Source organism: Streptomyces vastus (assembly GCF_039532825.1).
GTDB lineage: Bacteria > Actinomycetota > Actinomycetes > Streptomycetales > Streptomycetaceae > Streptomyces > Streptomyces vastus.
Window position 1 is genome coordinate 54691 of the sequence record NZ_BAAASJ010000014.1, and the last position, 12701, is coordinate 67391.

Annotated in this window: 11 protein-coding genes; 6 read left to right on the forward strand and 5 right to left on the reverse strand. The window is 71.1% G+C overall.

Annotated features, from left to right (window positions below):
* Positions 1-72 precede the first annotated feature (72 nt).
* Entirely contained in the window at positions 73-708 is a 636-nt protein-coding gene (locus ABD357_RS05035; protein WP_344387734.1) for a transglycosylase family protein, read from the forward strand.
* Here the strand turns inward: ABD357_RS05035 and ABD357_RS05040 are convergent.
* Genes ABD357_RS05040 through ABD357_RS05050 form a run of 3 tightly spaced genes read right to left on the reverse strand, consistent with a single transcriptional unit; the run spans position 650 to position 4949 of the window.
* A complete protein-coding gene (locus tag ABD357_RS05040) occupies positions 650-1327 on the reverse strand; it encodes an ATP-binding cassette domain-containing protein (RefSeq protein WP_344387735.1) in 678 nt (225 codons plus the stop codon). The two genes, ABD357_RS05035 and ABD357_RS05040, sit on opposite strands and share 59 nt — an antisense overlap.
* Positions 1324-4452 (reverse strand): ABC transporter permease subunit, encoded by a 3129-nt coding sequence (locus ABD357_RS05045; protein ID WP_344387736.1) that lies wholly within the window; start codon positions 4450-4452, stop codon positions 1324-1326. Before ABD357_RS05045 ends, ABD357_RS05040 begins: the two co-directional genes overlap by 4 nt.
* Positions 4452-4949, reverse strand: coding sequence for a hypothetical protein (locus tag ABD357_RS05050; protein ID WP_344387737.1), 498 nt, complete (start codon positions 4947-4949; stop codon positions 4452-4454). Before ABD357_RS05050 ends, ABD357_RS05045 begins: the two co-directional genes overlap by 1 nt.
* 131 nt (positions 4950-5080) lie before the next feature.
* On the opposite strand from ABD357_RS05050, the gene ABD357_RS05055 reads away from it, so the two are divergent.
* From ABD357_RS05055 to ABD357_RS05070, 4 genes are all read left to right on the forward strand, one after another.
* Positions 5081-5647, forward strand: a complete 567-nt coding sequence (locus tag ABD357_RS05055; protein WP_344387738.1) for an MTB12 C-terminal domain-containing protein — start codon at positions 5081-5083, stop codon at positions 5645-5647.
* The gene (locus tag ABD357_RS05060; RefSeq protein WP_344387739.1) at positions 5622-6932 is read left to right on the forward strand and encodes an ABC transporter substrate-binding protein; all 1311 of its coding nucleotides are present in this window, start codon (positions 5622-5624) and stop codon (positions 6930-6932) included. The genes ABD357_RS05055 and ABD357_RS05060 overlap by 26 nt, the downstream gene beginning before the upstream one ends.
* A gap of 180 nt (positions 6933-7112) precedes the next feature.
* On the forward strand, positions 7113-8384 hold the full coding sequence (locus ABD357_RS05065) for a glycosyltransferase family 4 protein (protein WP_344387740.1): 1272 nt from the start codon (positions 7113-7115) through the stop codon (positions 8382-8384).
* On the forward strand, positions 8381-9208 hold the full coding sequence (locus tag ABD357_RS05070) for a hypothetical protein (RefSeq protein WP_344387741.1): 828 nt from the start codon (positions 8381-8383) through the stop codon (positions 9206-9208). The genes ABD357_RS05065 and ABD357_RS05070 overlap by 4 nt, the downstream gene beginning before the upstream one ends.
* Here the strand turns inward: ABD357_RS05070 and ctaD are convergent.
* Positions 9192-10883: an aa3-type cytochrome oxidase subunit I gene (ctaD, locus tag ABD357_RS05075; protein WP_344387742.1), complete on the reverse strand. Its 1692-nt coding sequence runs from the start codon at positions 10881-10883 to the stop codon at positions 9192-9194. The genes ABD357_RS05070 and ctaD overlap by 17 nt on opposite strands.
* A 414-nt stretch (positions 10884-11297) precedes the next feature.
* On the opposite strand from ctaD, the gene ABD357_RS05080 reads away from it, so the two are divergent.
* On the forward strand, positions 11298-11513 hold the full coding sequence (locus ABD357_RS05080) for an I78 family peptidase inhibitor (protein ID WP_344387743.1): 216 nt from the start codon (positions 11298-11300) through the stop codon (positions 11511-11513).
* 98 nt (positions 11514-11611) lie between these two features.
* On the opposite strand, the gene ABD357_RS05085 is transcribed toward ABD357_RS05080, so the two are convergent.
* Positions 11612-12697 (reverse strand): phosphatase PAP2 family protein, encoded by a 1086-nt coding sequence (locus tag ABD357_RS05085; protein WP_344387744.1) that lies wholly within the window; start codon positions 12695-12697, stop codon positions 11612-11614.
* Positions 12698-12701: the final 4 nt, after the last annotated feature.

Genomic DNA, 12701 nt, shown 5'->3' on the forward strand with positions numbered 1-12701 from the left:
GACCGGGTGGGGCCCCACCCGCCTCAGGCGCGGCTGGGCGGACCTCCGTGGCTGCCTGCTTAGCGTGGGCGAATGCTGATCAAGCGCACGTGGTACGCGGCAGTCGTCGCCGTAGCCCTGACCCTGCTTGCCCCCGCCGAGGCGGCCCCGGCGCCACCGACACCGCCCCCGGCGCCCGGTCCGCCGACCGCGGCAGGGGCGGCGTACGACTGTGAGAAGGACCAGTGGCCGTGGGGCTGTCTCGCCCAGTGCGAGAGCAGTGGGCGCTGGAATGTGAACACCGGAAACGGCTTCTACGGAGGGCTGCAGTTCCTGCAGTCCTCCTGGGAGCTGTTCGGCGGGCTGAAGTACGCGCCGCGCGCGGACCTGGCCACGCGTCAGGAGCAGATCACCATCGCCCAGGAGGTGCTGAGCGTTCAGGGATGGGAGGCGTGGCCCGTCTGCTCCAAGAGGTACGGACTCAAGGGGCGGGCGCATGTGGTGAAGTCCGGCGAGACGCTCTCGTCGCTTGCCCGCCGCTACAAGATCAAGGGTGGTTGGCAGGAGCTCTACCAGCTCAACGAGCAGATCGTCGGGAAGGACCCCGACCGGCTGACTCCCGGCATGATGCTGAGCCTCCCCAAGGGCGCCGCCTCCGGCCAGGCAACGGTCACTCACGGTCCGGTGCTGATGGGTCCGCCGCTGCCACCTCCGCCGCCTCGCCGCTGAACACGACCTCGCCACGCCGAAGTTCGTACACGACTGCCGCCCTGCCGCTCAGGCCGGGCGGCAGTCGCTGTTCGGCCACGATCACACAGGCGTCGAGGCCGCCGAGCAGTTCGTACGTGCGGGCCGCGACCGGCGGTGACATGCCCTGCGCGGGTTCGTCGACGAGCACCACGCGCGCGCGTGCCAGGAGGGCGCGGGAGAGGGCGAGCATGCGCTGCTCGCCGCCGGAGAGAGTGCCGGCGTTCCTGGCGAGCAGGGGGCGCAGGGCGGGGTAGGCGTCCAGAGCGGGCTCGAAGTGGCCGCCGGTGGCGGCGAGTTCGAGGTTCTCGCGGACGGTGAGCGAACCGAAGACGGCCTGCCGCTCCGGCACCATGCACAGTCCGCGGCGGGCTCGTTCGTATGCGGGCATTCGCGTCACATCGGTGCCGTCCCACACCACGGCGCCGCGGGAGAGGGGGACGGTTCCGGCGAGGGCGCGCAGTGCTGTCGTACGGCCCGAGCCGTTGCGGCCGAGCAGGACGGTGAGGCCGGGGGCGGGCGCGAGGAGGGTCACTCCGTGCAGGGCCTCCAGCGGGCCGTACCGCACGCGCGCGTGGCGCAGCGAAATGCCGGTGTTCATGGTTCGACCGCCGTGTCGAGTCCTTCGAGGCTGTCAAGTACGTGGCGGGTGGGGCCGGAGGCCACGATGCGACCCGCCGTCATGACGTGCACGGTGTGGGCCAGGTCGGCCACCAGGTCCAGGTCGTGCTCGACGACGAGCAGGGCCATGCCGTCGGCGGCGACGGCCCGCAACACGCGGGCCAGCGCGGCCACTTCGCCCGTGTCGAGGCCCGCGGCGGGCTCGTCGAGGAGCAGGACACGCGGGCTGCCCGCGAGGGCGCGGGCGAGTTCGACACGCCGCAGGGTGCCGGTCGGCAGCCCCGCCGCGGGCAAGGCCCGTACCGCCCCGTCGAGTCCGAGCAGCCGCGACACGCGCTCCACGGCGCCCGGATCGACGACGCGCCCGTGCTCGGCGCCGACCCGCACGTTCTCGGCCACCGTCAACGTCGGGAAGACAGCGAGCTGCTGAAACGTCCGCGCCACGCCGAGACGCGTACGGGCGTGAGCCGGGAGCCGGGTCACATCCCGCTCCCCGAACGTGACACGCCCCGCGTCCGGCCGCACGGTCCCGGCGAGACAGTGGAACAGGGTGCTCTTCCCGGCCCCGTTGGGACCGACGACGGCGGTGACCGCACCCGGCCGGAGGTCGAGATCGACACCGTCGAGGGCGGTGAAACCGCCGTACGTGACACGAAGGCCGCGGGCACGGAGGAGGCGCCCGGCCGGCTCACCCCGCGGCTTCGGCGGCAGCGCAGGGCCGCGGCCCGTGGGGGGCCCGGCCGACTCGGACGCGGCGTCTTGGTCAGGTGCCGCGTCGTCGGGGCCGGCGGGCGGTGTGCCCGGTTCGGGTGTCCCGCTGGGGCCGTGGGGCGTGGGCGGGTGGGGTGGGCCTTCTGGGCTGTCTGCCGCGGCTGGGCGGGGTGTTCCTGCCGGTCCTGGTTCTCTGGTTCGGTCGGGTGCCGGGCGGCTCGGGCCGGCGGGCGTTGTGCCCGGCTCGGGCGTACCGCTGGGACCGTGGGCTGTGTCCGGGCGAGTTGTGCCGCCCGTGCCACCCGTCCCGGCGGGGCCGGGCGCCTCCGGTTCCCCCGTTCGGCCAGGGCCGGCGGCTGTTCCGCCCTGCTCGCGCGTCCCGCTCGGGCCCTGGGCCGTGCCCTGGCGGGGCGTGCCGCCAGGGCACGGCCCGGCGGGACCGCGTTCCCCGGCGGGACCGGGTGCCTCCGTCGAGCCCGGTGCTCCCGCCGAGACTCCCGTCGCCCCCGCCGAGACCCGCGCCCGGTTCGACGCGGGCGGCTTCGGGCGCAGCCTCTTCCGTACGCCGGTCCCCAGCGGCGTGAGCGTCGCCTCGCGGCGCAGGCGGAGACGGCTCGCCGCCAGGCGCAGCGCCTCGTAGGGGCCGCCGGGGAAGCGGCCCACCAGCACAGCCAGGAGGCCGATCAGCGCCGCCGCCACGCCGCCTCGGGTGCCCGCGTCCAGGCCCACCAGGAGCGCCGCCGCGGCCAGGGCGCCGAGGACGCTGTCGGCGCCGAGGACGACGATCGCCGCGAACCAGAGGAGACCGCGCACGGGGTCGTACGCGGCGGGGTCGAAGGCGCGCAGGCCCATGCCGAGCATGCCGCCGCCCAGGGCGGCCAGGGCCGCGCCCGCCACGAAGGCCGTCAGCTTCAGTGCGGGTACGCGGACGCCCGCCGCCGACGCGCCCGCCTCGTGGTCGCGCATCGCGGCCAGGGCGCGCCCGGTGCGGCCCCGGCGCAGTGCGTGCGCGGCGAGCAAGGCGCCTGCCAGGAGGCCGAGTTCGAGTACGTAGTACGTGCGGTCGTTCTCGAAGCCCGCCGGGCGGCCCAGCGTCAGGCCCGCCGTCGCGTACGGCTGGGCGAAGACGAAGCGGCTGACGCCGACGCCCACCGCGAAGGTCGCGAGGGCGAGGGCGAGACCGTGCCGGCTGATGGCGGGCCAGCCGGTCAGCAGCCCCAGCGGTGCCACCAACAGGACGGCGAGCACCAGCGCGGCCAGTTCGGGAAGCTCCGGCAGGCCCGGGAAGCGGCCCGCCGCCAGCAGCGCCGTGAAGAGGGCGCCGAGACCCGCGTACGCCGCCTGACCGAGCGAGATCTGGCCGCCGCGGCCCGTCACCACGACCAGGGAAAGCAGCACCACGCCCAGCGCCGGGACCTGCACGGACGTATGCAGATCCCGGCCCGCGAAACCAAGCGGGATCAGGAAGAGGACCACGGCCACTATCCACGCGCCCGGCGGTGTCGCCACCCGCGCGGTCGCCGTGCGCGGCAGCGCGTCCCGGGTGCCGATCCCCGGCAGCACCAGCGCCGCGATCAGCAGCGCGACGACGAAGAGGTTCGCCCCCAGTGCCTGCACCAGCGGCTCGCGCCAGCCCGACGGGTGGAGCCGCGTCAGCTGGCTCTGGGCGACCCCGATGCCCAGAGCCACCACCACGGCCACCGGCAGATTGCGCATCCGGGCGGCCACCGCGACCGCCACCACCTCCATGACCAGCAGCGGCAGACCGTACGGATCAAGGCGTACGTAAGGCGCCAGGAGCACCCCCGTCAGTCCCGCCGTGAACGAGCCGAAGGCCCAGCCCGCAGCGGCCACCCGGTCCGCGTCGATGCCGCCGAGAACGGCGAGCGAACGGTCGTCGACGACGGCCCGCAGCTCCCGCCCGAAGCGCGTCCAGCGGGTAAGCGCCCCCACACCCACGGCCAGCACCAGCGTCACGGCCAACTGACCCCAGGGATCCGCCGATACGAACGTCGGCGCGTCCGAGTGGGCGCCCGGACCCCAGATCAGCGCCGCTCCGCCGACCAGCAGCACGAACACGCCGATCGAGGCGACCAGTGTCTGCGCCGGATCGCTGCCGAGGACGGACAGCGGACGGAAGACGAAGCGTTCCAGGGCCAGGCCGATGCCCGGCGCCACCACGAGCAGGGTGAGGGCGGCGGCGAGCGGGAGCGGCCAGTCCCACTCGACCGTGAGCTGACGCAGCACATAGGCGCACACCATCGCGATCGCGCCGTGCGCGAAGTTGAGCACGCCGGTCGCCCGGTGGGTGACGATCAGCCCGATCCCGGTGAGCGCGGCGGCAGCGCCGACGGACAGCCCGGCGAGCGTGAGGTCGTACGTCAGTGACGCCATCAGCCGCCCGCCTCGGACGACCGGTCGTCCGAGGCGGCGGGCTCGCAGATCGGGCAGGGATCCAGTTCCCCGCGCGCGAGGACCCGCGAGTCGACCGGCAGGGCGTCCGTCTTCCCGGCGACCAGCGGGCAGTCGGCCCGGTGCCACAGGGTGCCGCCCGGCACCATCAGCAACTCGCCGCTGACGGCGACGGGTTCCGTCACGGCCTGCCCGGACTCGTCTGCGTCGGCGGATTCGGCGGCCACCAGGAGCCCGTACAGCTCCTCCACGCGCGCCGCCGCGAGGGCGTTCCTGCCGTGGGTGAGCAGCACCGCACTCGCGATGATCAGCGCGGCGCCGGGCACCGTGCAGGACGCGAGATAGGGCAGCTGCCGCTCGGCGAACCGCTCGCCCGAGATCCCGTACCAGCCGATGACGCACAGCACCGCTCCGGCGGCGAGCGCCGCCCACCCGGCCCAGAGGACGGGGTGCACAGTCCGCAGTCGAGCAGTCCGCATCGGAGCTCCCACGTCATGTGTCTGTCACGTATCTGTCCATGCCAGCCGATGGCTTGCACTATGCCCTGTGGAAGCTGACCCTGAAAGAACCGGGCGCTGATGGCCCGGACCGACACCCGGTGGTGAGCCAGATGGTTCTCGGCAGCGACCTCAAGCGGGGGAGCGGCAAGCGGATGCGTGGTCCCGGACGGCGTACGGCAGCGTGGCTGGCAGCCGCGGTCCTGGTGGCGGGCCCGGCCCTCACGGCCTGCGGTGACGACAGCGGCGGCGGCGACACGACGCCGCCCTCGCCCACGGTGGAGGAACCCACCCGCACCGAAGAGAGTCCCACGGCGCCGGAGGACGCTGCGGCGGCGGAGCGGGAGATCAAGGAGAACTGGGTGAAGTTCTTCGACCCCGCCACCCCGCTGAAGGACAAGCAGGCCTACCTGGAGAACGGCGACCGGATGGCCCCGGTCCTGCAGGCCTTCAGCGGTGACGAGCGCGGCGGGCAGGTGCAGGCGGAGGTCAACAAGGTCGAGTTCACCTCGGCGACCGAGGCGAACGTGACGTACACCCTCACTCTGAAGGGCGCCACGGTCATGCACGACGCCAAGGGGACGGCCGTCGAGCAGGACGATGTGTGGAAGGTCTCCGTCAAGACGCTGTGCGGCCTGGTCGGGCTGAGCGGCAATGCGTCGCCGCTTCCGGGCTGCTGAGTGCGCCGTCGCGGGCCTGCTGCTCCTGCTGAGCACGGCCTGCGGCAGCCGCCTCCCGGAGAGCGACTTCGAGAACCGGCCCGATGACAACGCCCCCACACGGGCCGGCGGCGAGCCGATCCGCGTCGGCGTCATCACCAGCGCCACCAGCCCGGTCGGCGGCGACGCGTTCACCGGCCCGCGCGACGGCGCGAAGGCCTACTTCGAGCGGCTGAACGCGCGCGGCGGCATCGACGGCCGCCGGGTCGAGGTCCGTACGTGCGACGACGGCGGCAGTGGGGTCGGCAACAACGAGTGCGTGCACAAGCTCGTCGACGAGGAGAAGGTCGTCGCCCTCGTCGCCGGTGCGTCTCTGGACTACGCGGGCGCCTCCCGCGTCTCACGCGCGCGCGTGCCCGACATCGGCGGACAGCCCATCGGCCCGGCGTACGACACGTATCCGCACCTCTACAGCATCTACGGCAGCCTCGCGCCTCGGAACGGGAAGCCCGGCTGGGACGGCAAGCTGTACGGCGGTACGGAGGTGTACCGCTACTTCAAGCGGGAGCAGGGCGCCCGTACGGCGGCGGTCGTCTCCTACAACCAGCCGGCGTCGGCCGCGTACGCGCGGCTCATCACCCGGGGCCTTGAGGCCGAGGGCTACGAGGTGGTCACCGAGCAGGTCGACTTCTCGCTGCCCAACTTCCGCGCCGCGGCGGCCGACCTGAAGGAGCAGGGCGCCGACCTGGTCTTCGACGCCATCGACTCGTACGGCAACGCCCAGCTGTGCAAGGCCATGGACGACGTGGGCGCCGAGGTCCTGGCCAAGGTCACCAATGTGCAGAACTGGTCGTCCACCGTCCGCGAGGACTACAAGGACTCGCCGCGCTGCCGCAACGCCCTGTGGGCGACGGGCTCCAGCCGCAACCACGAGGACACGGACCACGAGGCCGTACGGGAATTCCGGGACGCCACGAAGGACTTGGAAACCCATTCCCAGTGGCAGCTGGAGGGCTGGGCGGCGGCGATGTGGTTCGCGGACGCGGCCGAGTCCTGTGCACGAACGGGCATCACGCGCGCGTGTGTCGACCGCTTCGTGGCCGAGGGGGGCGAGAGAGGCGAGGGTAAGCCGTATACAGCCGACGGCCTGCTGCTGCCCGTCACCTACGAGCGCCTGGCCGAGCCCCCGAAGGCCCGCAGGACCTGTGTGTCCGTGGCCCGTTGGCAGGACAACGAGGGGTGGGTGAGCCAGGGCGACATGAACAGCACCTGTTTCGACGTACCGCAGCTGGCCTACGAGCCCTGAGATACATGCTCCGAGCGAGGCCCTCTACTTGCCCGGTAGGGATGAAGATGACGAACGGTTCCGTATATCTGTTACCAAATGGGAAACTTTTAGGGAACAAGATGATGATGGAGCCAACCATCTCCCAGTGGCCCAGGTCTAACCACGCGGCAGCGGACGAGACAGGGGATTCGGGGACGCATGCATATCTCTTTCCTGATACACAACGCGTACGGGATCGGGGGGACGATCCGGACGACGTTCAACCTCGCCGGTACTCTGGCCGAGCAGCACGACGTCGAGATCGTCTCGGTGTTCCGCCACCGCGACGAGCCGGTCTTCGCGCCCGACCCGCGTGTCCGTCTGCGCCACCTCGTCGACCTTCGCAGGGAGAGCCCGGGATACGAGGGCGAGGACCCCGAGAACAAGCATCCTGCCACGGTCTTCCCGCGTGCGGAGGGCCGCTACGAGCAGTACAGCGCCCTCACCGACCGTCGTATCGCCGAGCACCTCGCGAAGGTCGACGCCGATGTCGTGGTCGGCACCAGGCCCGGCCTGAACGTGCATCTGGCCCGTGAGACCCGGCGCGGCCCGATCCGCGTCGGCCAGGAGCACCTCACGCTCGACAGCCACTCGGCCGCCCTGCGCGAGGAACTGCGCGGCGTCTACCCCAGGCTCGACGCGCTCACGACGACCACCGAGGCGGATGCCGGTGCGTACCGCAAGAAGATGCGGCTGCCCGGCGTATGCCTCGAGGCCGTGCCCAACTCCGTGCCCGCGCCCGGCATCCAGCCCGCGGACGGCTCCGGCAAGTGGGTCGTGGCGGCCGGGCGGCTCGCCCCGGTCAAGCGGTACGACCTGCTGATCAAGGCCTTCGACCGGGTACGCGCCCAACGGCCCGACTGGCGCCTGCGGATATACGGCGGCGGCAAGCAGAAGGACAAGCTGCGCGCCCTCATCGACGACCTCGGTCTCTACAACCACGTCTATCTGATGGGCCCCGCCCACCCCATCGAGCCCGAGTGGACCAAGGGTTCCATCGCCGCCGTCACCTCCAGCCTGGAGAGCTTCGGCATGACGATCGTCGAGGCCATGCGCTGCGGTTTGCCCGTCGTCTCCACGGACTGCCCGCACGGCCCCGGGGAGATCATCGACAACGGTGTCGACGGACGCCTCGTCAAGGTCGGCAGCGTCAAGGCCATCGCCGACGGCCTCCTGGAGCTGATCAACGACGACGCGCTCCGCCACCGGATGGCGAGCGCGGCCCTCAAGGACTCCGAGCGCTTCGACCCGAGCCGGATCGCCGAACGCTACGAGTCGCTGTTCTCCGGCCTCGTCACCCGCGGCGGTGACTCGGCGGATGGACGGATGCGCGGCTCACTGCACCGCACCCGCGCAGCGCTGCTCGGTGGCGCGTATGCCGTTCGGGATGCCGGACGCGCGGCATTGAAGAAGGGGCACGCCGCATCATGACGCTGGCTCCGCAGCCCGCGCCCCGGCACACCGACGAGGACGCCGCCCTGCCTCCGCGCGCCGACTGCATCGCCGACTCCGCGGGCGGGCTCACTTTTGACCTCAGCCAGGCCGCCCGGGCCGGCGCCGCGTACCTGGTGCTGCGCCGCCGCGGCAGCGACGAGGAGGTCAGCCTGCCGCTCACGCCGGCCGCCGACGGCCGGCTGCGTGCCGTACTTCCCAGCAGTGTCGAACTGCCCGAGGGCCGCTGGGACGCCTACGCCCAGCCGGCCGACGGCGAGCCGCAGCGCCTGGTGCCCGGCATCAACGACCTGCGCTCGCTCATCGACCGCGCCCCCGACGCCGCCGCCGGCCACGTCGCCGTCCGTATCCCGTACGCCACCCGGCATGGCAACCTCACGGTCCGCAGCTGGCTGCGCGCCCCGCACGCCGAGGCGGGCGAACTGTACGTGAACGAGAGGGAGTTGAGCGTACGCGGCCGGCTGTACGGCGAGACGCTCACCCCGGACGCGTACGCCGAAGCGCGCGCCCGTCACGCACCGGCGACCCCGCTACGAGCCGACGTCACGGCTGACCGGACGCAGTTCCGCTTCACCGTCGACTACGGCGCTCTGACGGAGGGCATCTGGGACCTGTGGCTGCGCCCCGCGGGGGAGAACGGGCCGCCGGTACGGATCGCCCGGCTGCTCGACGACGTCGTCGACAAGAAGCCGATCTTCACCTACCCGAAGGTCACGCTGAAGACGGAGCAGGGCCCGGCGCAGGCGGGGCCGTACTACACGGCGGACAACGACCTGTCGGTGACGGTCACTGCGGAGAGCTGAAGCCCCGCTCCTGACCCGACCGGGTCTGGGGTGGCGTGATCGCCGCGAACTGCGGGTGGTGGAGGTCGAATGCCGGGGATTCCGAGCGGACCTTGGGCAGCGTGAGGAAGTTGTGCCGGGGCGGCGGGCAGGAGGTCGCCCACTCCATGGAGCGGCCGAAGCCCCAGGGGTCGTCGACCTCCACCTTCTCTCCGTACCTGGCCGTCTTCCAGACGTTGTAGAGGAACGGCAGCGTCGACAGGCCGAGCAGGAACGAGCCGATCGTCGAGACGGTGTTGAGCGCCGTGAACCCGTCGGCGGCCAGATAGTCCGCGTACCGGCGCGGCATGCCCTCCGCGCCGAGCCAGTGCTGCACCAGGAACGTGACGTGGAAGCCGACGAAGAGCGTCCAGAAGTGGATCTTGCCGAGCCGCTCGTCGAGCAGTTTCCCGGTGAACTTCGGCCACCAGAAGTAGAAGCCGGCGAAGGTCGCGAAGACGACGGTGCCGAACACCACGTAGTGGAAGTGCGCCACCACGAAGTAGGTGTCCGTGACGTGGAAGTCCAGCGGCGGTGACGCCAGGATGACCCCGCTCAGCCCGCCGAACAGGAAGGTCACTAGGAAGCCCGTGGACCACAGCATGGGTGTCTCGAAGGACAGGGATCCCCTGAGCATCGTGCCGGTCCAGTTGAAGAACTTCACTCCCGTCGGCACCGCGATCAGGAACGACATGAACGAGAAGAACGGCAGCAGCACCGCTCCCGTCGCGAACATGTGGTGCGCCCACACGACCACCGACAGACCGGTGATGGCCATCGTCGCGCCGACCAGCGTCAGATAACCGAAGATCGGCTTCCGGCTGAACACCGGCAGGATCTCGGTGACGATGCCGAAGAACGGCAGCGCGATGATGTAGACCTCCGGGTGCCCGAAGAACCAGAACAGGTGCTGCCACAGCAGCGCCCCGCCGTTGGCCGAGGCGAAGACCTGCGAGCCGAACCGCCGGTCCGACTCCAGGACCAAAAGCGCCGCGGCGAGCACCGGGAACGCCATCAGGATGAGGATCGAGGTGAACAGCGTGTTCCAGACGAAGATCGGCATCCGGAACATCGTCATGCCGGGCGCGCGCATCCCGATGATGGTCGTCAGGAAGTTCACCGCGCCGAGGATAGTGCCGAAACCGGCCAGCGCGAGTCCCATGATCCACATGTCGGCACCGATGCCGGGTGACCGTTCCAGGCTGTTGAGCGGGGCATAGGCGAACCAGCCGAAGTTGGCGGGCCCCTCCGGCACCAGCAGCGAGCCCAGCACGATCAGCCCGCCGAAGAGGAACAGCCAGTACGACAGCATGTTCAGGCGCGGGAAGGCCACGTCGGGCGCGCCGATCTGCAGCGGCATGATCTCGTTGGCGAAACCGGCGAAGGTGGGCGTCGCGAAGAGCAGCAGCATGATCGTGCCGTGCATGGTGAACATCTGGTTGAACTGGTTGTTGTCGATCAGCTGCGTGCCCGGACGGGCGAGCTCGGCCCGCATCAGCAGCGCCATCACACCGCCGACCAGGAAGAACGCGAACGACGTGATCAGGTAGAGATGGCCGATCTTCTTGTGATCGGTGGTGGTGAGCCAGTCGACGACCAACCGCCCGGGCTTCACTGGCACGGCCCGGACCGGTGCCTGCGCGGTCTCAGTGCCCATCGCTGCCCCCTCGCTCGTCGCGCCACGGGCCTCCTGAAGCTCACGCCATGATGCGCGCGTCGCGCGGCGCTTCGACAGGGGGCGTACGTCGGTTCTGTACTTGAACCATGTATTTCCTGTGGTGTGTCACCTTTCGGGACTCACCACGGATTCGGAACGGAAAGGCGTGCGCGCCGGGTGGGTGCCGCGCATTCCGCCGGGTCCTCTCGGGCTTATTCGGATCGCCGTCAAGTTAGTCAGGAATTACGTTCGGCAGTGCGCGAAACACGTCGGGAACCGCCCGTTCGTGTGACTCGGTTCGGCCAAATCGAGTGTCGTGGTCCTGTGACAGAAGCGTGACAGGAGGGGGACCGGTGACGGATCGTGGCGGGTATCGGGCTTCCCCGTCCGCATGCCGACGCCTAACGTGGCGGCATGGCACCGATTCCCACCCCTTCCGCAGAGCCCCAGGACAACCCGGACACGTACGTCGGTCTGGAGGCGAGTGGCGCGGAGCAGCGCGCGCGTGAGCGCGGCTGGTCCACCGTGAGGTCGCTGCCCCCGGGCGCGATCATCACCATGGAATACCTGAGCGGCCGCCTGAACTTCGAGGTCAGCGACGGCGTCGTGAAGCGCTGCTGGAAGGGCTGAACGTCCCCCAGCCGCCCACTGCGAAGGCCCTCGGCTCCGGGAGCCGAGGGCCTTCGCGTGCGGGGAGCCGTGTGCGTACCGTCCCCGCTGTCTGCTGCTCAGCCGCCCGTCACGGGGCGGGGCTGGTTGGCGTGAGGATTGCCACGTGTCACTCGCTCCGAGTGCGGAGGTCTGCGGCTTCCGGCGGGCGTCACCGGCGTACGCTCCCCGCGGCTCGTGTGCGGGCCCGGCGCCAGGTACACGGGCGCAGGGGGCGTCCGGGACGTATGCGGCACGCTGACCGGCTCACGGGGCGCGTACGCGGGCTCCTCGTCGGCGGAGGCGGGAGAGGCGGCGGGGGCCGCGCTCTCGGCCTGCGCTTCGTGTGGCGAGAGCATCGCGGGAGCGCCCACCGAAGCGGTGGCAGGCACCGGTGCCGTACCGGCGCGGCGGCTGCGCCAGTCGTCCCGCAGGGCGAAGATACGGGCCTCGGCGCGGGCGATCAGCGGCTCGAACCAGGGCAGCGCCAGCAGGATCAGCAGACCCGCGGCCCAGCCCAGGACCACATCGCTCAGCCAGTGTGTGCCGATGTAGACGGTGGTCAGGCCGACGCCCAGGGAGATCACGGCGGAGACGGCCGACAGCCAGCGGCGGGCGCGTGGCGTCGAGGCCAGATAGGCGAGGATGCCCCAGGTCACGACGGCGTTGGCGGTGTGGCCCGAAGGGAATATATCGCCGCCGAGCCACATCTCGTTCGAGCCGATCGTGGTCGCGTAGTGCGGGCCGAGACGGCCCATGCCGATCTTGGCGGCGCCCACCGTGACGTTCAGCAGCAGCAGCGAGACGCCGAGCGCGAGCAGCGGGCGCAGCGTGTGCATCCGCCAGGAACGCCAGCCCAGCCAGGCCGTGACCATCACGGCGGTGGGGCCGCGCTGGCCGAGCACCACGTAGTAGTCGAGGAACGCGTGGATCTCCGGCCACTGCTGGTAGGGCCGGAAGAACATGACCTGCCAGTCGAGCGTGACCAGCCAGGAGTTGATGATCACGGCCCACACGATGGCCGCGTAGAAGGCGAGCGTGGCCGCGAGGAGAACCACCCTGTGGCGGCTCATCCTGGGCACGTCGATATGGGCCGGTCGTTCCGGCTCACGGTCCAGCCGGGCGAAGACCCGGTCCAGACGAGTCAGCTTTCGTTCGGTACGCACGTAT